Raw genomic sequence first — 18,808 nt, forward strand, 5'->3', positions numbered from 1 at the left:
TTTTCTGTATCCCATTTTTAAGAAGAATGCATTGGTAAGTTTTTTATAAGGAGATTTTCAATGAAGAAAGTAATGATTTTGGTTGTATCTGCTGTGGTGCTCATAGCAGGAGGATATTTTACTATGGAATATTTAAAACAAAAAGAAATTGAAGAGAAGTTTTGGAACGAGCAAAAAGAACGAGTAGAAAAGTATATTCACTATAATATTAAAGATGTAAAATCGATTACATTTAGAGAACATAAGGTAAGTCCAATGGGCGTTCCTCATATAAGAGGTTATATAAATGGTGATAAGGCATTATGGTTTGATACTGGTATAGGTACTACGGAAAATTTTGAAGATGATTTTGGATGTTCTGGGGAATTAGATAAACTTATAAAAAAACCTGATAAGTCGGTATCTGAAATTGAAAAAGAAGAGAAGGAAAAGAAACAAGAGTAGTCTTTGTACTATTCTTGTCTTCTCTATCCCATTTTAAGAAGAATACATTGGTAGGCTTTTTATAAGGAGATTTCCAATGAAGAAAGCAATGATTTTGGTTATATCTGCTGTGATACTCATAGCAGGAGGGTATTTTACTATGGAATACTTAAAACAAAAAGAAAAAGAAGAACAATTTTGGAAAGTACAAGAGGCACGAGTAGAAAAGTATATTTATTATAATATTGAAGATGTAAAATCGATTACGTTTATAGAAAAGGGTGTAAGTCCTATGGGAGTCCCTAAATTAAAAGGTTATATAAACAATAATAAAGAATTAGATTTTATAGCTAGTATAAGTACAACTAAAAACTTTGAAAATAAATTTACGCGTTCTGGAGAATTAGATGAAATGATAAAAAAACCTGCAAAATCTGTATCTGAAATCGAAAAAGAAGAGAAGGAAAAGAAACAAGAGTAGTCTCTTTAACTACTCATGTTTCTTTATTCTAGGGGTACCGCCCATCACCGTTAAGCTCACAGAACAGGTTGCTCTTAAAATGAACTTCATTGCTATAAAAGACTCTAATTTTTCGTTTTGGGGCAAATATTATATAAAATAATAGCTATCTCTGAATCACTAGTTTCAAAAAGCCTTCACGCAATAATGATTGCATGAAGGCTTTTGATGTGTGCTTATTTTTTTGTCTCGTTAACCCATGTAATAATGTCCTGGATGACGTATTCGGGAACGTTAGCAGGGATTTCATATTCACTAGGGAGGCTTAATTCTCCGTCACCCTCCGTGAAGAAATGATTCAATTTCGGATATTTTTTGAACTGAACATTCCCGCGGTTTGAAAGTCCTTTCTGCCATTTTGTATATTCATCTTTTACTGTTACTTGATAATCACGTGCTCCTTGCAGAATGAGTAAAGGCTCTTTTCGTGATTTTGCCTCTTCAACTGGACGCCACCTAGAAACATCATACATAAAATGAGGTGACCCAAAATTGTAGTCAGCTGGAGGATGGTCAGGATTGAAAGTAGGATCCTGAATAAAAGCGACCTGCCTTTTTAGTTCGTCGATTTCTTCCTTTGACGCCCCAAGGTATTGAGAATGATCAATAGCAATGTCAGTCAAAGGGCGTGCAGGTGGTGCGAGTAAGATGCTTCCTCGGACAAGTGTGGAAGGCGCTTTGCTCAGTATACGTGGCATTGTGCCAGCTCCTAGACTATGTCCAAGAATGAAAATATTATTTGGATCAATGCCTTCCTGCTGCGCTGCTGATTTTGCTGCAAATATAGCATCATCTGTAGTATCACGGTCTAACGTAACAGGTTCTGTACTCATCTTTAATGCATGTTCTAAGGTGCGTTTTTCATAGCGCAACACTGCAATTCCGTTGGATGAAAGGCCCACCGCAATGTCTCGTAAGATTTTTGTTCCCATATATGTGCTATCGCGATCATGGATGCCAGCACCATGAACAAGAACAACTACGGGCAGTTTTTCACCACGCTTATGTTTCGGAACTGTTAATGTCGCTGGTAACGGATAGGTGGAATTTCCAATGACGATTTCACGTTCTTGATAGGAGTCAGGTTGATCATAGCTAGGATGCGGGATAGTATAAGATTCCTCGGGTGGCCTTTCTCCAATTTCATCTACTTTCCCGCCAGGTGTGAATTTAAGGAGTAGCGGTATGGTAGTTCCTTCGGTATCTGCTGGAATTTCCACCGTCTGATGGACCAAGTTTCGTTCTTTTATCACGGGGATTCCCATGCTTTTTATCCCGCTCCAACCACTTTGTGTCCACCAGTTTTGTAATGTGGTTGCTGTAAATTTGGATTGAAAAGCAGCAGACGTCAACTGTATTGCCTCTGCATACTTACCTTTCTGGAGATATTCAAAAAATAATGATGTACGCTCCGTTAAAGAGACTAGTTTCTTTTCAGCAGATTGTTCCTCGCTTGTATCTGCGTGAATAGTTGTTGTAAGCGAGAAAGATGAAATGCCTAAAGAAAAGAGTAGGATAAAGGTAAGTACTGATCTTTGTATTTTCTTTTTTGCATTCATGTTTTAACCTCCAATATGTGATGGCAAAAAACAAGTATGGTAATTAGAATTCTGGTACAAAAACTTTAAAATACTTGCAAGTAATCTCAAAAACTTGGACATACTAATATTATTATTCTAAAAAAACGTCAATTTCTTCTCTTGTCACATGTATATTAATCCCAAAAATAATCTTTTTTCCTTCACTTTATATTTTGATTATACGAAGCAAAGCTCTCGTTTTTCTTACTTGATACTTACAAATTCCTTAAGTAGAGGATATTTTAAAATCTTAGCTTGATGAATATGTAGCGGTACTCTTATGTTAAGAGATAGCTTAAGGAACGAGGATTATATTGTTTTTATAAAGAGTTGATGCTATGTTTGTTTTGTAACATATGGTGTTTTATGCATGTAGGAGGATTTATTGAAGAAATTATTAATATTGTTTTTATTAGCTACATTTTGTCTACAGATTACAGGATGTTCTAATAATATGGGTACACTAAGGGAGAAGTCTAAAACTTCAACACTTGTGAAGTTTAACCGCATCAATAAAGGGTGGTACAAACATATGTAATAGTTTGTATCACCCTTTGTTGATGTTAGAAGTCATAAGGAAAAGGTTGATAGTTAGATATTTTTCATAAAGAAAAGACACCCATATAAGAGTGTCCTTTCTAATAGTTTTTTAGCAGAAGCAACTGCATCCGATAATGATTAATAGTATAAAGAGTACAACAAGCAAAGCAAATCCTCCAGCAAAACCACAGCCTTCTCCGCAACTACCACCATAGTCCATAATAGTTCCTCCTTTAGGTAAGGGGATTAAAACTAAGGTTCATTCATGTATTTTAACGGGTTCACTTTACTTTATGTTTTTAAGAATGAATGGAGTAGGTCCTTTTGAAAATAAAGAAAAGCCCCCCTAAAGTGCCTTCCTTCGACTTGAACCATCTAATTTTAATAATATATTGGACTCCCATCAGAATACTATTTTACTATGTTAATTTTTTTGTTCATTGAGGGGTACCGCCACATCGCTATCAAGCTAAGAAAATACAACTACCCCCAGAACAAGATTTTGTGCTAATTTGTAATAAAAAAGCTCATTTTTTCGTTTTGGGGATACCTTAAAATTTTAAGTTGATGGGCATGGGATCCCGCCCACATTTTAACGAAAATATACGCTAAGCAAATTCCAACATAAAGCGAGCCGAATTTTCTACTCATAAGAAAAATTTCGGTTCGTTTTATGGTTTCATGACAAGTTGTTTACTGAACAATAAAGTTCTTTATTGGAACAGGCTACTTTCTTCAACAATCGGGCCAGATTGTTGAAGAAGAAATATAATAAAAATACTTTTGATTGTTTTATTAAACGAATTAAACCGCAAAAAACAAGAAGAATTCCCCCCCCTTTTACTAGTACACTAAATTCTATAAAGGGGGGAGATCATGAACAATAAAGCCATTGGATTATTTCAAGGAATTGCGTTATATATTTCAGCTATTCTAGGATCAGGTGTCCTTTTTTTATCGGGGGTAACGGCCTCAATAGCGGGCCCTGCATCTATTGTATCCTGGTTTATCGTTATTATAATTAGTTTTCCGCTTGCTTATTCCTTTGCTAGTTTGGCACGGATATATCCTGATTCCGGTGGAGCAGCAACCTTTGTTAGAAATTCTTTTGGATATCATCTTGGCAATATCGTTGGGTGGTTTTACTTTGTAACAGCAGCAGTTGGTCAAACGATTGTATCTTTAACTGGTGCTTTTTACGTCAGTCAGGCATTTGGATTTTCGCATTTTGAAACAATTTTAATTGCCGTCTTTATTTTGGTAATTGCAGGTGTTTCCAATTATTACGGCGTAAATGTTAGTGGTAAAGTTGCATTGATTTTAAGTTCCTTATTACTGATTCTTTTAGCGTCAGCTGTATTTGTGGCGTTTCCAAGAATACAATGGGGAAATTTTACTCCCTTTGTTCCAAATGGATGGTTTTCTGTCGGGAACGCTATAACGGTTATCTTTTGGTCATTTTTCGGTTGGGAGGCGATTTGTAATCTGGCTGAGCACTTTAAAAGGCCAGAAAAAGATATTGTCAAAGGAGCAGTTATTAGTGCAGTTGTCATTGGATTATTATTTTTAGCGCTAAGCCTTGTCACTATTGGAACGGCCACGTATGGCAGTCAAGAAAGCAACCTGTCTCCTATTGGTGTTATAATGGGAGATACAGTAGGCGGAGGTGCCAAAGTCGTTACAGCTGTTTTAGCTTTAATTATTTGTACAGGGACAGCGAATGCTTTTGTAGCCAGCCTAACGCAATTAGGATATTCATTAAGCAGAGATGGTGCTTTCCCAAAATTTTTCTCAAGGCTGCATGCAACTACTCAAATTCCAAGACAGATGGTATTGTTTGTTATCTGTTTTTCGGTAGCAGGTGTGTTAGTGACAAAAGCTTTGTCACTAACGTTTGATGATATTTTGTTTATACCGACTTCTCTTGGGATTCTAGTTTATGTTCTTTCAATGGCAGCAGGCGTTAAATTATTTAGGAAGAACACACGGGCATGGTGGGCATCGTTAATCTCTTTCATTTTATGTTTGCTGGTGATTCCATTTTTTCAATTGTATATATTTGTTCCGTTAATTGTCGTGGCTATATATGCGATTTATATGATTTTGAGTAATAAGATTTTCGCCTACAAGGGAGGGTTAAATTCTAATGAAGGATCAAAATAACCTTTCCAGAGATACCATGTGGAAAGCAACAGTATCATGTGATTCAGCGTATGACGGGATATTCTTTTACGCAGTCAAGACAACTGGAATTTTCTGCCGGCCTTCTTGCAAGTCTAAGGTTCCTAATTATGAAAATGTATCCTTTTTTTCAAATGCGCACGAAGCTCAAAGGGCAGGCTATCGCCCATGCAAAAGATGCCGATCAGATCTAAATATAAAAATATACGACCCGTTCGAATGCGTTTTGGAAGATACTATGCGATTGATAAAAAATAATTATGTTCAAAACATGTCTTTAAATGAAATTGCATCAAGGGTAGGAGTTAGTCGTTTTCATTTAAATCGGATTTTCAAAGAAAGAACAGGGTATACTCCTCGAATATATTTAGAAAGGATCAGAGTTAAGAAAGCAAAGGAACTTCTCTTGACAACGGTCTTTAATAGTACAGAGATTGGTTATCAAACAGGCTATCAAAGTGTATCTAGCTTTTATAATGCATTTAAAAGAAATACAGGATTTTCACCGAGTCAATTCCGTGCTTTCCATAGTGGAAATACCGTAAACCAAGAACTTGACTGAATTCACGTTCTTTAACAAAAGATAACATGAATTAACAAGAGTGCTTTGTACTCATCGTATTTTTTGATAAATCATTACTGATTGATTAAAAGTAAGCAACTTTGTATTGAACAATAATAAGCCATTTTTTCTCTGTTATAGAATTGTAAGCTTTTTAATTCAATCCTCAACAAACGGGCAGGATTATTGAACAAGTTTTATGAACTTTAGTGGTAGCATCATTAGTGAAATGCTTTATAACAACTAATTAAGGAGGGATAGAATATGAGAAATAACTTTCAAATCGTTGCGTTACAAGAGAAGGAGTTTAATAACCTATTTCTAATGAACGAAGAAGTATTAAAAAGTATCGGGGCAGTCAAAATAATAGCAAATAAAAATCCTGGATATCCTTGCAGGATAAGTTTGAAGGATGCAGAGGTAGGAGAAGAGGTAATTTTACTGAATTACCAATATCATAGTGTTAATTCGCCTTATAAAGCAAGTGGTCCTATATTTATACGAAAGGGAGCAACTACTGCTAAGCTAGATGTAAATGAAATTCCGCATATGTTACATCATAGGTATCTATCTGTACGCGGCTACAATGCTGACTCAATGATTGTAGAAGCAAGGGTTACAGAAGGTGTCAATTTAAGAGAAAATATAGATGAAATTTTTGATAATAAAGAAGTAGAATATATTCACATTCTTAACGCTAAACCAGGATGCTATAACTGCCTTGTTAATAGAGTGTGAAAAAATTGAAAATGCAAACTTCTATTATCCTATAAGGGGTACCACCAATCGCTATCAAGCTAATTCAACAAAATCCCCCCTAAAATGTAAAAATACTCTGCTATCTAGTGAACAGTTTTATACTTTCCGAATAATAGTCAAATAAATGGATGATACTATACTTATATAATCATTATCAGGAGGATCTGCAGATTTGCAGATTCTTTTTTATTTTATCGAAAGTAAACTTTTAGCCAGCAGTTTATTTTCCTACTATTGATTTTTTATACGTATTTGTTGAAAAATCAAGGAGCTGCAAAAAAATACTATACCGAAATTTAGTTCGGTAATAGTAACGTGCATATAAAAGATCCCACTTTGGTATATCTCCGAAAGAGTCATAAAAATCTATGTTTTTTTAATTCAGTTGCAAACTACAAAACTTCTTTTGAAAGAAATGTACATACAAATTATATTTTATTCCATAACTCTCTAACTTTTGTTCATGGTAGTCTGATATTGAAAAAATATAATATTTGGTACGACATGACTTTGTTTTTTTATAAAGTTTTGTAATTAAACTATAATATTGTATTTTTTTTTGTATTATTGAAATTAGTAATAATAAAATGTATTATTGAAAAGCACAATTTATAATTCAAGTAATCAGGACTATGCGCCCATTATAATTTGAACATTCAGAAATTATAATATTGTCTAAAAATGAGGTGAGATTCATAGAAACAGTACATATTAAATGGTATGGAATGTATAGTATAAATGATTTTTATAATAGGGAAAAAGCTTCTAAGAAGGGGATATTTGCAATCTCTAGAGTATGTGCTAAGAGTGTAACATTGCTATATATAGGACAAACCAAAAGAAGCTTTATACAAAAGATAAGGGAACTTAACAAGGAGTGGCCTTTCGATGAGAGCGAATTAAAGATTACATTAGGAATAATAGAATTTCCTAGTGGTGAAATTTACTCTGAAAAGAAGGTAAAAGAGATAAAATCCCTTTTGATTTTACGACATACCCCATTAGAAAACGAAACATCTTTATTATACTATAGAGGGAAATTTAATTTAAAAATTATAAATAAGGGAAGAAGAGGTTTAATTGTTAAAAAGCTTTCTACAGGAGATCTAATATGGACATAATTGGAATCACCTTTGAATAAAATTGAAGGTTTCTTAAGTGCAGAAGCTTATCAATTTTTAATGTATTAAACTATTTTGAATAACATATGTCAGATACTTGAAAAAACACAAATTTTATTATGATATGAAATCCTGTATGGAAAGTGTAGTTTATTTCTATTGTTTAATAAAAATATTAAGAATTTTAGGGATAATACATAAAGAGTAGAGGAGAAAGTAAACACGGAGGTTTGAAGAATGGGACAAGTAAGCAGATTTCAAGAAAAACAACAGAATCGTCGTCAAAAGGCAATTTTTAATATTGCATTTACTTTGGTATTAGTGACAGTTGGTATAGTGACATACCAATTGTTTACCCCTTCTAATACATCAACGAAAGCAATTGCTCAAGAAAAGAAAGTAAAAAAGATAGAAGAGAAGAAAACTGAAGATAAAGAAACAGCAAAGATAGAAGAGAAGAAAACTGAAGATAAAGAAACAGCAAAGATAGAAGAGAAGAAAACTGAAGATAAAGAAACAGCAAAGATAGAAGAAAAGAAAAATGAAGATAAAGAGGCAGCACAGCTAGAAGAGAAATCAAAAACAGAAAAATCGGTAAAAACGAACGGAACTGAAAATAATGAGGAAGAAAAAACGGCATCTCAAGAAAAGGGTTCTCAAACTAATCCTTCTTGGAAGCCAATTGGTACCGAGCAAGGAGCAAAACCTGAAATGAAATTTAAAGAAGGAACAGTAGATTGGAGTGAGATGAAAAAAGCAATTTCTTATGCTGTTGATGTTCCAGAGAGCCAATTGATTTTCGATTTTATTGGGAATAATGGTAATAATAAAGCCTACGGTAATGTACGAGATAAGCAAAATAATAAAAAATATAAGGTTAATATTGATTGGGTAGAAAATCAGGGGTGGAAACCAGTATCTGTACAAGTGGTAAGATAAATAATAGAAATGTAATGATGTAAATCAGCTGTCCATATGGACAGCTGATTATTTTTTTTGCTTAGCGTATTTTTTTGAAAATGCTGGTGGTACCTCGTTGAGAAACATGAATTAAATCTATATTTTGTTTTATTTACCTCACTACTTTATCCATAACTTCTTTATATTTATAATAGTAATTAGTTTCAAATAAATAGTTGTATGGAAGAAAATGTTCCTTGTAAGTAGTAAGCATCCTTTACAATTTTAATTTATCATTATTTATAAAAAAGAAAAGACACCCTAAGGTGCCTTCCTTCGACTTGAACCATCTTAATTTTAATAATATATTGGACTCCCGTCCAAATATTATTTTACCATGTTAAATTGTTTTATTCATTGAGAAATATAGTTTCATTTTATATTTAAAAGAATTCTATAGGCTAGAACCACCTATTAATTAGGGGGAACTGACATGTTAAGCTAATATTATAATACTTCTAGAACGGAAATTTTGAGCAAGATGTATACGAGCCACATATTAAAAAAAAGACACTCTCAAGAGTGCCTCTCCTTAGCAGCCGAATCCGCCGCCCCAACAGCTAGCGCCAACGATGATTAATAAGATGAAGAGCACAACAAGTAAGGCAAATCCGCCGCCGAAACCACAGCCTCCACCACAACTACCGCCATAGCCCATATTAACTCCTCCTTTCATAAAGACCATTTATTAATGGATTTAATTTACTTTATGTTTTTAAGGATGAATGGAGCAGGTCCTTAAAAAAATAAAAGGACTTTGGAAGTTAAAAAGAGTTGACGACCTTATTTTTGTCACCGGTATCCCGCCTTCTACATATTGTATTTTATTCTGTGTATTGGGGGAAGGAGGATCTTATGGCTAATTCTGAGATGATTTTACGTTTACTTACGGATTTAAAGATTGAACAACAATTGTTGAAAGAACAGTTAGAGAAAATGCAAACAGCTGTGACCATTCTTGAAGAAAAATCAGTGACGCTTAAAGAAAAACCAGCGACGCTTAAAGAAAAAACAATGACTCCTGAAGAAAAACCATCTGTTACAAAGCAAAGAGCTTTTTCTGGACGCCCAACATCTTTTCGTGATTGGAGAGCATCTAGTCAAAAAAATTAGAGAATGTTATGTGAAATGAAATGATAAAAAAAGTACAGTCTGCTGTAGAAAAGACTGTACTTTTTTATGTTAGTAGAGAATGTTAAGGGAGACGTATTTATTTTGCCTATTCCAATTCCACTTTTAATTGGAGCTCTTTATCTAACTTATCATTATTAAATTTTAAAGTTAATCCTCGCGTGTTTTTCGGTACATCGAATACAATGTTTCCGTCCGAATGTTCATCAGGGTTAACAATACCAAATTTAAATGTAGAGGTATTTGCAGCTTTAAGTACGGATTGATATTCATTGGAAATGTGATATTCTCTTCCAAATCCATCAATTAATTTAAAGTTGTTAATATCTAGTGTAATGGGTTCTTCTTTACGATTATAAACTGCGATGTCTAATACTTTAAAGACACCTTGTGCTTTAACTTCTCCAGTCCCTAGAACATCTAATGACTCGGCAGATCCCATTGACATGTATACATCAGAGGAATCTACATTGGTAGGAAGTTCTTTTTGCGAATCCTTGCTGCTAAGTTTGTCATTCTCTGTTTTTTTGGAAGTCGCCTGCTCATTTTTTGCAGGCGCATCATGTGAACTGCAAGCTGATACTCCAAACAAGAATGTGCTACATAATAATGATGCTAATAACTTTTTGTTCATCGTTTCTTCCTTCCAAAATAGAAGCACTTTTAATGAGTGCTATATATATTTGTCTTTATATGTATTACATTTTATATCTTATTATATTATTTTTGGAAAGAAAAGGGAAAGTATTGTACATTTCTCTGATTCGAATTATTTATCTGTCTAAAAGTTGAAATTAAAATGAGCCCCATAAATGATAAACCATTCCACTAACAAAAAACACTAATCCTAAAAATAAAACAATTAAAGCAAGCATTCCATTTTTATTATGTTCCATAAAATTAGCTCCTTTTTTCATTTACTTACATACAAAAAGCCTTTAGTCGTAATTATGGCTAAAGGCTGTGGTCATTATACTTTTGTGGTCAATATTACTTTATCTAGCTGTATCTGAGTAATATTCCTCAGCAAGAAACTCTTTAATAAGTGATATTTCATTTGTATCTGGATTAAACTTAAATATTTTAATTTGATTAGATTCGCCTTTGTATGCAAATGTATTCTCACCAACTTGGGTCATATTGCTGGTGTTTAAGATAGGATCGCTACCGTGATCAGTAATTTCTACAGTTTTCTCCCGGTCCCAGAATGCAATGATAATAATCAAAATGATAAGACATACCCGTATAAAACGTAATTCTCTTGCAACAGGATGTTCCATCTGTTAGTTTCCTTTACTGTTTGATAGAGTCTGTTTATAAAAGAGATAATTCCTAGGAATATAAATAAAAAAGACACCGTAAAGTGTCTTTTTTATTTTAGTTATGCGCATTACTTAATAAGACGCTAGTTCCTCAGTCTGGCTATGAGTAACTATGTAGGGTAATTCCATTATAACATTTTAACCAGTAATGGGTCTATATGGAATTTTATTGATTTTCTTTTTGATTATTCAGAATGACTTACCGAGTATTTGGATGAGGAAAGCAGTGAGACAGAAGCGACTAAACTTGTTTTAGAAGAGTGTCTTTTTTGTATCATTGTGAGTAGAGTGTAGAGTTATATTTCCCTTTACACAAACATAACGGTATAATATAGTTAAGTTAAGTAAACTTAACTATTAAACGAAACGAAATAAAAGCATGGAGGATGCTATGACTAGAACGTATAAAGAAGTAATTAATGAAATGAATCGAGCCTATACGGAACTCTATATTTTACTATTTCAAGATTTAAAGGATGAGTTCGGTCTTACTGGGCAGCAAGAGAGCATGTTATTTCATATTCATTTAAATGAAAACACGACAGCAAATAACATTGCGAATACGTTTAATATAACGAAAAGTGCGGTGAGCCAAGTTTTATCGAAATTGGAAAAGCAACAGATGATTTCAAAACAAGTAAACCCTAATAATAAAAGGGAGTATTTTCTTACACTTGGTCCAAACGGTAGTAAGTATATAGAGCGGTTGTCTGAGTTAGATGATGTATTAATTGAGAAATACTTTTCTAAAATCGATATAAATGCCCTAGAGCAAATGACAGAGACGTTAACGAAAATAAATAAAGTGATATTGGAAGAAAAGCAGAAGGATCTTGATTGTAATGAGTAAGAACTTAGATGAAGCAATTAGTAGAAAGGAGGGGAAGCATGTGATGAGTTACATACCAAATATGATTACGATAGCAAATTTTGTGTGTGGGCTTTTGGCTATTCATGCTGTTTTCGTTGAGGATATGTACGGTGCAGTTATGTTCATTATTACAGGTATGGTCCTTGATTTGTTTGATGGCATGATTGCTCGGAAACTTGATTCTGTTTCAGAAATTGGTGGAGAGCTGGACTCATTTGCGGATTTAGTTACTTTTGGTGTGGCACCATCTATTCTTGCATATAATGCTTCGTTAAAAGATTTGCAGTCTATCGGGATGATATGCGCGCTCGCTTACAGTATTTGCGGAATGCTTCGGCTTGCGAGATTTAACACACAGCAAAGCAAACTCCCAACATTCATCGGAATGCCCATTCCATTCGCGGCGATGTGTCTCCTCATTTTATGTCGCCTAAATAATCCAGTTTCCGTGGCATTTGGTACAAGCGTACTCGCTTATTTAATGGTGAGCAAAATCAAATTTCCTCATTTTAAAAAAGATATAGCTGAAAGCTTGGATTCTGAAAGATTGGATTGATAATACGGAATTACAATGAGAAAGATAAAGGAGAATAACATGATTCGTATGGCATTAAGATCATTCAACATACAAATGTATTGTTTGCTAGGCGTAATGTTATTGGGATGGCTCGTGACACCTTTTCGAGCCCAGTTTGTCGGGATAAGCATTGGCCTTTTGGTGAGTATGTACTGCGCCTGGATTTTAGGAAGGCGTATTGAAAAGTTCGGAGATAGCATTGTAAAAAAAGAAAAAGCACCGATGCTCGGAATGATAAATCGGTTCGCAGCCGCAATACTCGGCGCGATTATTATGTATGAAATTGAACATCATGAATTCATGTGGACATTTGCAGCTGGAATTATGGGTGGGTATTTCTTGATTATTATTAATTTGGGGTATTACAGTATGAGGGATGAGAAGGGATAGATGAGTAAACTCTCAAGTATAGAATGATATACTTAAGAGTTTACTCATTTTAAATTTATCTATTACTTGTTGTAACATATCCATTAGAAAAATCCCCATTGCTGTACTGTTTAGCTTTTTCAGTACGTCTAACAATATAACATATATATTCATTATTTTTGGAAATCTTAATCTATTAAATGTCCCTTTTTCGGAGGTCACTTCATTTCGCTAGAAGGCTTTTCTATTTTTCCCGAGAATGAACAGTAATATATAATCTAATTTTCGTGAATGTAATGGGGAGGCAGTAAAATTTGAACAGAAAAATTTGGTTTGTATTCACTTTTTTTGCTCTTTTAGTATCTGGTTATATTGTTGTCCAATATTCTATTATGGATGGATTTCAAACAGGGCTTGTAAAAGCGAAGCTTATGTTTGGATCTAAATTAAGTGATTTCTGGTATAGTATGTTATTTATACATATTACGACTAGTATAGTAGCATTAGTAATTGGTCCTTTCACATTATCCACTAAATTTAGAGAGAGGAATATCAACCGTCATCGAATAGTTGGGAGAATCTACATGGTTGGTATATTATTAGGAGGCGTTTCTGGACTATACCTATCCTTTTATGCTACGGGAGGATTGGTAGCGAAGCTAGGCTTTGGTTTGTTATCTGTATTTTGGCTAACATCAGCATATCAAGCGTTACATAGAGTTAAGAATAAAAAAATTAAAGAGCATCGGAACTGGATGATTAGAAATTATTCTTTAACCTTTGGAGCAGTTACATTAAGAATTTGGCTACCCTTGTTTATAGTTCTATTTGGAATAGAGCGGTTTGAACTTAGTTACGCTATTATTGCTTGGTTAGCATGGGTACCTAATTTAATTGTGGCAGAATTATTTATAAGAAAAAGACTTAATAAAGGAAAATACGAAGGAAATGAGGATTTACATTTTTGATGTGAATCTGCTGTTATATTGAGGACAGAATTCTTCAGTAATTCAATACTTTTATAGGTGTAAGCATGGCGTTACCTAACAACGAATAGCGGATTCCTAATAAGAGTAATAATAAAAACTAACATAAAATTTAAGAAAAATTTTATATTTACCCCACTTTTTATTTTAAAAGTTTTTCCTATCCTATAAACAAGTTACATCAAGGAGGAGACTGAAAATGAAGGAGTGGGGATTTTTTATTTTTAGTATATCCCCTATATTCGAAGACAAAGTAGAAGATTAAATATATGAACAAAGTACTGGTTCTTAAACTATATTCTAAAATAATAGATGAAAATGTAAAGTTAGGGGATTCCACATGCATACAGGAGTTTTGATTAGTTATTTGTATACGTATTTTTTCACTATAATTTTTTGTATTTTGTTTCAAATTGGATTTTATTTTAAAGCGAAAAGAAACATATCTATTTGGCATTTTCTATGGGTATATGTTTTTCTGTTCTACCTTTCGTTAGTGTATAGAGTGACGCAGATCGCGACTGTATGGGATATAAGTAGATATGAAACGTGGATTCGTGTAAATCAAATTAATTTGACTCTATTTGATACGGCAGGTAGTACGACGTATCTTTTGAACATTGTACTGTTTATGCCATTAGGTTTTTTATTACCGACTATTTGGCCGCAGTTTAGAAAAATGAAAAACACCGTATGTGCGGGATTCTTTTTTTCGTTGGCAATTGAGTTAAACCAATTATTAAATAATAGAATTACAGATATTGATGATGTATTTACGAATACCCTTGGGGCGATTATTGGGTATGTATTATATACAGCATTATTTAAAATGATATTGAAAAGAGAGGGGGGAAAGCTTGATACGAACTCTTCTTTAGTCATAAAATACGAAGCTGTTTTTTATCTAGTATGTTCATTTGTAGGTGCGATGTTCATTTATCATCCAGCTTTATTTGGAAGACCTGTCATCCTTCAGTGAGGTGATTACGAATTTCTTTTGAACGCTCGTACGATATTTCAATTTGCAAAAGCCTTTAACACGTTATAGTTAAAGGCTTTTATCATCATAATTTTTACTTACCAATTACCCACGCCAACATCCGCCTTCAACCACTTCACCCAATCCAAATCTTCTACCTTAAGCAAACTAAGCGAAACACCCTTCATATCTAAAGAAGTTAGCAGCGTACCAACTTTTACGAATGTAATCTGTAATCCTTCCAGCTCACATAAACGGCGAATGTCATTTGCGAAAATGTATTGTTCCATTAGTGGAGTTGTGCCTAATCCGTTAATGAGAATGGCGAAGTTGTCGCCTTTTCTCCAGCGATAAATGCTTTTAAGTTTGTTCATTAGTTCGATCGCTAATATTTCAGAAGAGGATAGTGCTTCTTTACGGTATCCTTTTTCTCCGTGGATACCGACTCCATAAAATACTTCATCGTCGTTTAATGTGAATGAAGCTTTTCCTTTCACTGGATCGTTTGCAGGTGAAAGGGCGACGCCTAATGTGTGTAAGTTTTCGGTGATAGAATGGCCGAGTGTTGTTAGTTCATCTAAAGAGTGACCTGCAAGAGCGGCCGCACCGAGTATTTTTTGAACGAAAACAGTACCAGCTACGCCGCGTCTTCTTTTATTAAACGAAGCATCATCTTCAATTGAAACGTCGTCATTTACGATGATGTGGTCAATTTGTCTTCCTTCTTCTTTTATGATTTGTTCTGCTGCCAAAAAGTTTGCTACGTCATCTTTAAAGTTTTTGATGATGAATAAAATACTTTTATCCTTTGGCATGAGGCGAGTTGCCGAAATAATTTGTTCCACTGTAGGCGGAGTGAAGATGCTGCCGTTTACTGCCGCCGTAAGCATACCTTTTCCTACATAACCGATATCAGCAGGTTCGTGTCCGCTACCACCGCCGCTTATGATGACAACGTTTTGCTTCAGTTTTTCAATACCTTTTACATAAATGATGTTATTTGTTTCGTCGTAATTCACTTTGTCGTTATGTTCAAAATAAAAACCATGCATCATATCTTGAACGATATGTTGTACATCATTCATAATCTTTTTCATTGCTTTTGCCACCCTTTAATTACTTTGCAGATTGCTCCAGTAATAGTAGTAATTGATTATTTATCATATTTTTCATGAGAGAAGACATAATGGACGGGTCTACTTCGCATTTGCTTTCAATCCAATCTTTTATCGTTCCAACGAAGCCGTGACTATAAAAGGAGGCAATCGTATTTTTTGTCTCATCAGAAAGGCTGAATCCACAGCTCACAGATAGTTCATCAATAATCTTCATATATAAGTTTTTCGTATGCTCAAATAAATAGTGATTAAACGAGTTTTGCTCAATGACTTTAAAAGCATTTCGGTAAAATTTTTGATTTTCATAAAAGTAATCAAATAATAAATCAAAAATGTTTTCCCACGTTTCATAGTCGAGAAAGTCGATAATGTTTTCTTTCGTTTCTTCTCTGTAAATCCAGCTTAATAGTTCAAATTTATCTTTAAAATGATAATAAAAAGTTTGCCTACGCATTTGACAGTGTAACATAATATCGCTCACTGATATTTTATGAAAGGACTCTGTTTCCATTAAATACTTCAATGAATTCGCGATTATCTTTTTAGAAATTATAGAAGAGGTCATCTCAATCATCCCTAGAATGTTAGTAATATGAAAATCCTACCCATAAATGAGAGCGTTGTCTTTAGACAAATTGTCCATTTTGTCCGTTTACTATAAAACGCTTTCATTTTAACATGAGTAGTAAGAAGAAGATTTCAAATATATCACAATATATTAAAGGAATTGAGGGAGAATCACAATGAAAAAGATTATAAACAAACCAGAAACATTAGTAATGGAAATGTGCAACGGAATGGTTATGGCTCATCCAGAGCTTGAGCTTTTGAAAAAATATAAAGTCATTAAGAAGAAAGAAATGAACGAAAACAAAGTAACGTTAATTAGTGGCGGCGGTAGTGGTCATGAGCCGGCACATGCAGGATTAGTCGGAAAAGGAATGTTAGATGCGGCAGTGTGCGGAGATGTGTTCGCGTCACCTTCACAAATTCAGGTATATCAAGCGATTAAAGAGACAGCTAGTAAAAAAGGAACGTTATTAATTATTAAAAATTACAGCGGCGATATTATGAATTTCAAAAACGGAGCTCATTTAGCGACGGAAGATGGAATTGAAGTTGACTACGTAAAAGTGGACGATGATATTGCGGTGGAAGATAGTTTGTACACAGTAGGACGCCGCGGCGTTGCGGGCGTTATTTTGGTTCATAAAATTGCCGGCGCAGCAGCGGAAGCAGGTATGGATTTAGGAGCGGTGAAAGCTGTAGCAGAAAAAGCAGCTGCTAACGTGCGCACAATCGGTTTAGCGTTAACGTCTTGTACAGTTCCGGCGAGTGGATCACCTACTTTCACACTTGCGGAAGATGAAATGGAATACGGCGTAGGTATTCACGGAGAGCCAGGAATTAAACGTGAAAAAATGTTGTCAGCAGATGAACTAGCGAACCGTATGACAAATGATCTAATGAAAGATTTAGGAGTAAAAGACGGAGAAGAAATTGCGCTTTTAGTTAACGGTTTTGGCGGAACACCACTGCAAGAACTTTACTTATTTAACAACGCCGTTACGAGAGAACTAGCTGCAAGAAACATTAAAATTAATAGAGTATTCGTCGGTAACTATATGACAAGTATTGATATGGCTGGTATGTCTTTAACGGTAATGAAGTTAGATGAAGAGCTAAAAACATTACTATCAAAAGAATGTAATACACCAGCGTTTAAAGTAGATGGACCAGTTGAAAGTGTAGAGTATGTAAATGTACTGGAAGAGGCAGAAGAGAAGGAAGTTTCTTTTGAACTAGAAACGGCAGAAGAGCACGCTGTTATAAAAGATAATGTTATCACATTAAACAACATGGTGTATCTCGTTGATAAAATGAGCGACATTATTATTAAAAATGAAGTACCGTTCTGTGAGCTAGATACGCATGCTGGCGACGGCGACTTCGGAATGAGTGTAGCAAAAGGATTTAAGCAATTAAAACGTGAGTGGCATTCTATTGTAGATCAAGAAAACGTAACGATCGGATCATTCCTTGACGGTTGTTCGATGATTATTATGGAACATTGCGGCGGCGCATCAGGTCCAATTTGGGGCGGAGCATTCCGCGCAGCTAGTAAAGCAGCAGGCGAGAAGCGTGAGTTAACAGTGAAAGAATTCGCTGAAATGTTGCAAGCAGCACTGCAAGGTATACAATCTATCGGTGAAAGATCATTTGGTAGAGGAGCGGTAGTTGGTGACAAAACACTTGTTGACGCACTTGCTCCATGTGTAGACTCTTGGTTAGCTAGCGCTTCAAACGAGGAAGACATGAAAACTGCCTTCGAAAAAGGAGCAGAAGCAGCGGTCAAAGGAGCAGAGTATACGAAAGAAATCGTAGCTCGCATGGGCCGCGCTGGTACAGTTGGTGAAAGAAGCTTAGGATATCCAGATGCAGGTGCACATGCACTTGGAGTTATCTTTACGGAGATTGCGGGTAGTTTGAAATAGTAATTGGAAAGTCCCTCTGCCTTAAGGTGGAGGGATTTTTCTGTAGTTTTCGAGAATAATAGTATGTGTCTTTTTGTATCACCAAAAACGACCGATTTTGGTGATACAGAAGGACATAAATCTCGTTTTTTGTTATGTCTTCATTTACAACGATTTTCAAAGGAGATATTCTTAGTAAGAAATTATATTGAAAAGAGGTTTTGATTGTATATGATGAAGCTTATTAATCGCTAATTAAAATTCAAACGAATTTTATACTGTAAAAGGTCAAATTAAGGATAATTCCTTGATTTTATTTGTTATACCCTTTTACT

Annotated in this window: 22 protein-coding genes; 15 read left to right on the plus strand and 7 right to left on the minus strand. The window is 34.5% G+C overall.

Features of this window, described 5'->3' with window-relative positions; genetic code table 11:
- Positions 1-60 precede the first annotated feature (60 nt).
- Together NST86_RS05080 and NST86_RS05085 are read left to right on the plus strand one after the other, a co-directional pair.
- Positions 61-444, plus strand: a complete 384-nt coding sequence (locus tag NST86_RS05080; RefSeq protein WP_000757432.1) for a DUF1433 domain-containing protein — start codon at positions 61-63, stop codon at positions 442-444.
- A 76-nt stretch (positions 445-520) separates the two neighbouring features.
- A complete protein-coding gene (locus tag NST86_RS05085; protein ID WP_000710033.1) occupies positions 521-904 on the plus strand; it encodes a DUF1433 domain-containing protein in 384 nt (127 codons plus the stop codon).
- A gap of 215 nt (positions 905-1,119) precedes the next feature.
- Here NST86_RS05085 and NST86_RS05090 read toward each other — a convergent pair whose 3' ends face one another.
- Positions 1,120-2,502: an alpha/beta hydrolase family protein gene (locus NST86_RS05090; protein WP_000992192.1), complete on the minus strand. Its 1,383-nt coding sequence runs from the start codon at positions 2,500-2,502 to the stop codon at positions 1,120-1,122.
- Between the two features lie 406 nt (positions 2,503-2,908).
- On the opposite strand from NST86_RS05090, the gene NST86_RS05095 reads away from it, so the two are divergent.
- On the plus strand, positions 2,909-3,061 hold the full coding sequence (locus NST86_RS05095; protein ID WP_000734751.1) for a hypothetical protein: 153 nt from the start codon (positions 2,909-2,911) through the stop codon (positions 3,059-3,061).
- 111 nt (positions 3,062-3,172) lie between these two features.
- On the opposite strand, the gene NST86_RS05100 is transcribed toward NST86_RS05095, so the two are convergent.
- Entirely contained in the window at positions 3,173-3,283 is a 111-nt protein-coding gene (locus NST86_RS05100) for a YjcZ family sporulation protein (RefSeq protein WP_000384438.1), read from the minus strand.
- Between the two features lie 656 nt (positions 3,284-3,939).
- Between NST86_RS05100 and NST86_RS05105 the strand changes: the two genes are divergently transcribed.
- The 5 genes from NST86_RS05105 to NST86_RS05125 all read left to right on the plus strand — a co-directional run bounded on the left by NST86_RS05105 (position 3,940) and on the right by NST86_RS05125 (position 8,625).
- Entirely contained in the window at positions 3,940-5,226 is a 1,287-nt protein-coding gene (locus NST86_RS05105; protein WP_001060118.1) for an APC family permease, read from the plus strand.
- Complete coding sequence (locus tag NST86_RS05110) at positions 5,210-5,806, plus strand: bifunctional transcriptional activator/DNA repair enzyme AdaA (RefSeq protein WP_000654819.1); 597 nt, start codon at positions 5,210-5,212, stop codon at positions 5,804-5,806. Before NST86_RS05105 ends, NST86_RS05110 begins: the two co-directional genes overlap by 17 nt.
- 264 nt (positions 5,807-6,070) lie before the next feature.
- The gene (locus NST86_RS05115; protein ID WP_001245414.1) at positions 6,071-6,544 is read left to right on the plus strand and encodes a DUF1203 domain-containing protein; all 474 of its coding nucleotides are present in this window, start codon (positions 6,071-6,073) and stop codon (positions 6,542-6,544) included.
- 707 nt (positions 6,545-7,251) lie between these two features.
- Positions 7,252-7,686: a sodium:proton symporter gene (locus tag NST86_RS05120; protein WP_227593495.1), complete on the plus strand. Its 435-nt coding sequence runs from the start codon at positions 7,252-7,254 to the stop codon at positions 7,684-7,686.
- 237 nt (positions 7,687-7,923) lie between these two features.
- Positions 7,924-8,625 (plus strand): YrrS family protein, encoded by a 702-nt coding sequence (locus tag NST86_RS05125; RefSeq protein WP_340933284.1) that lies wholly within the window; start codon positions 7,924-7,926, stop codon positions 8,623-8,625.
- Positions 8,626-9,178: 553 nt separating this feature from the next.
- Here NST86_RS05125 and NST86_RS05130 read toward each other — a convergent pair.
- Entirely contained in the window at positions 9,179-9,304 is a 126-nt protein-coding gene (locus NST86_RS05130) for a YjcZ family sporulation protein (RefSeq protein ID WP_000540377.1), read from the minus strand.
- 197 nt (positions 9,305-9,501) lie between these two features.
- Between NST86_RS05130 and NST86_RS05135 the strand changes: the two genes are divergently transcribed.
- Positions 9,502-9,759 carry a hypothetical protein gene (locus NST86_RS05135; protein ID WP_000013694.1) on the plus strand — a complete coding sequence of 86 codons (258 nt, stop codon included), beginning with the start codon at positions 9,502-9,504 and terminating at the stop codon, positions 9,757-9,759.
- A 106-nt stretch (positions 9,760-9,865) separates the two neighbouring features.
- On the opposite strand, the gene NST86_RS05140 is transcribed toward NST86_RS05135, so the two are convergent.
- On the minus strand, positions 9,866-10,411 hold the full coding sequence (locus NST86_RS05140; protein ID WP_016117338.1) for a DUF4352 domain-containing protein: 546 nt from the start codon (positions 10,409-10,411) through the stop codon (positions 9,866-9,868).
- A 361-nt stretch (positions 10,412-10,772) separates the two neighbouring features.
- Entirely contained in the window at positions 10,773-11,057 is a 285-nt protein-coding gene (locus NST86_RS05145; RefSeq protein ID WP_000400961.1) for a YmzC family protein, read from the minus strand.
- Positions 11,058-11,490: 433 nt separating this feature from the next.
- On the opposite strand from NST86_RS05145, the gene NST86_RS05150 reads away from it, so the two are divergent.
- The 5 genes from NST86_RS05150 to NST86_RS05170 all read left to right on the plus strand — a co-directional run bounded on the left by NST86_RS05150 (position 11,491) and on the right by NST86_RS05170 (position 14,881).
- Positions 11,491-11,949, plus strand: a complete 459-nt coding sequence (locus tag NST86_RS05150; RefSeq protein ID WP_000198946.1) for a MarR family winged helix-turn-helix transcriptional regulator — start codon at positions 11,491-11,493, stop codon at positions 11,947-11,949.
- Positions 11,942-12,526 (plus strand): CDP-diacylglycerol--serine O-phosphatidyltransferase, encoded by a 585-nt coding sequence (gene pssA, locus NST86_RS05155; RefSeq protein ID WP_000042028.1) that lies wholly within the window; start codon positions 11,942-11,944, stop codon positions 12,524-12,526. Before NST86_RS05150 ends, pssA begins: the two co-directional genes overlap by 8 nt.
- Positions 12,527-12,565: 39 nt before the next feature.
- The gene (locus NST86_RS05160) at positions 12,566-12,937 is read left to right on the plus strand and encodes an ATP synthase subunit I (RefSeq protein WP_000620602.1); all 372 of its coding nucleotides are present in this window, start codon (positions 12,566-12,568) and stop codon (positions 12,935-12,937) included.
- Between the two features lie 293 nt (positions 12,938-13,230).
- Positions 13,231-13,884: a DUF2306 domain-containing protein gene (locus tag NST86_RS05165; protein ID WP_001080296.1), complete on the plus strand. Its 654-nt coding sequence runs from the start codon at positions 13,231-13,233 to the stop codon at positions 13,882-13,884.
- A 358-nt stretch (positions 13,885-14,242) separates the two neighbouring features.
- A complete protein-coding gene (locus NST86_RS05170) occupies positions 14,243-14,881 on the plus strand; it encodes a VanZ family protein (RefSeq protein ID WP_227593482.1) in 639 nt (212 codons plus the stop codon).
- Positions 14,882-14,979: 98 nt separating this feature from the next.
- Here the strand turns inward: NST86_RS05170 and dhaQ are convergent, their stop codons facing one another.
- Complete coding sequence (gene dhaQ / locus NST86_RS05175) at positions 14,980-15,978, minus strand: DhaKLM operon coactivator DhaQ (protein WP_227593481.1); 999 nt, start codon at positions 15,976-15,978, stop codon at positions 14,980-14,982.
- Positions 15,979-15,997: 19 nt separating this feature from the next.
- Entirely contained in the window at positions 15,998-16,564 is a 567-nt protein-coding gene (gene dhaS, locus NST86_RS05180) for a dihydroxyacetone kinase transcriptional activator DhaS (protein WP_000204220.1), read from the minus strand.
- 178 nt (positions 16,565-16,742) lie between these two features.
- Here dhaS and dhaK point away from each other — a divergent pair, with 178 nt between their 5' ends.
- Positions 16,743-18,494 (plus strand): dihydroxyacetone kinase subunit DhaK, encoded by a 1,752-nt coding sequence (gene dhaK / locus NST86_RS05185; protein WP_227593480.1) that lies wholly within the window; start codon positions 16,743-16,745, stop codon positions 18,492-18,494.
- Positions 18,495-18,808: the final 314 nt, after the last annotated feature.

This window comes from Bacillus sp. FSL L8-0199 (assembly GCF_038005705.1).
GTDB lineage: Bacteria > Bacillota > Bacilli > Bacillales > Bacillaceae_G > Bacillus_A > Bacillus_A cereus.

Excerpts from the sequence above, each read along its gene's own strand:
- NST86_RS05080 (WP_000757432.1), top strand. The coding sequence starts at position 61 with ATGAAGAAAGTAATGATTTTGGTTGTATCTGCTGTGGTGCTCATAGCA.
- NST86_RS05085 (WP_000710033.1), top strand. The coding sequence starts at position 521 with ATGAAGAAAGCAATGATTTTGGTTATATCTGCTGTGATACTCATAGCA.
- NST86_RS05090 (WP_000992192.1), bottom strand. The coding sequence starts at position 2,502 with ATGAATGCAAAAAAGAAAATACAAAGATCAGTACTTACCTTTATCCTA.
- NST86_RS05100 (WP_000384438.1), bottom strand. The coding sequence starts at position 3,283 with ATGGACTATGGTGGTAGTTGCGGAGAAGGCTGTGGTTTTGCTGGAGGA.
- NST86_RS05105 (WP_001060118.1), top strand. The coding sequence starts at position 3,940 with ATGAACAATAAAGCCATTGGATTATTTCAAGGAATTGCGTTATATATT.
- NST86_RS05110 (WP_000654819.1), top strand. The coding sequence starts at position 5,210 with ATGAAGGATCAAAATAACCTTTCCAGAGATACCATGTGGAAAGCAACA.
- NST86_RS05115 (WP_001245414.1), top strand. The coding sequence starts at position 6,071 with ATGAGAAATAACTTTCAAATCGTTGCGTTACAAGAGAAGGAGTTTAAT.
- NST86_RS05125 (WP_340933284.1), top strand. The coding sequence starts at position 7,924 with ATGGGACAAGTAAGCAGATTTCAAGAAAAACAACAGAATCGTCGTCAA.
- NST86_RS05130 (WP_000540377.1), bottom strand. The coding sequence starts at position 9,304 with ATGGGCTATGGCGGTAGTTGTGGTGGAGGCTGTGGTTTCGGCGGCGGA.
- NST86_RS05135 (WP_000013694.1), top strand. The coding sequence starts at position 9,502 with ATGGCTAATTCTGAGATGATTTTACGTTTACTTACGGATTTAAAGATT.
- NST86_RS05140 (WP_016117338.1), bottom strand. The coding sequence starts at position 10,411 with ATGAACAAAAAGTTATTAGCATCATTATTATGTAGCACATTCTTGTTT.
- NST86_RS05145 (WP_000400961.1), bottom strand. The coding sequence starts at position 11,057 with ATGGAACATCCTGTTGCAAGAGAATTACGTTTTATACGGGTATGTCTT.
- NST86_RS05150 (WP_000198946.1), top strand. The coding sequence starts at position 11,491 with ATGACTAGAACGTATAAAGAAGTAATTAATGAAATGAATCGAGCCTAT.
- pssA (WP_000042028.1), top strand. The coding sequence starts at position 11,942 with ATGAGTAAGAACTTAGATGAAGCAATTAGTAGAAAGGAGGGGAAGCAT.
- NST86_RS05160 (WP_000620602.1), top strand. The coding sequence starts at position 12,566 with ATGATTCGTATGGCATTAAGATCATTCAACATACAAATGTATTGTTTG.
- NST86_RS05170 (WP_227593482.1), top strand. The coding sequence starts at position 14,243 with ATGCATACAGGAGTTTTGATTAGTTATTTGTATACGTATTTTTTCACT.
- dhaQ (WP_227593481.1), bottom strand. The coding sequence starts at position 15,978 with ATGAAAAAGATTATGAATGATGTACAACATATCGTTCAAGATATGATG.
- dhaS (WP_000204220.1), bottom strand. The coding sequence starts at position 16,564 with ATGACCTCTTCTATAATTTCTAAAAAGATAATCGCGAATTCATTGAAG.
- dhaK (WP_227593480.1), top strand. The coding sequence starts at position 16,743 with ATGAAAAAGATTATAAACAAACCAGAAACATTAGTAATGGAAATGTGC.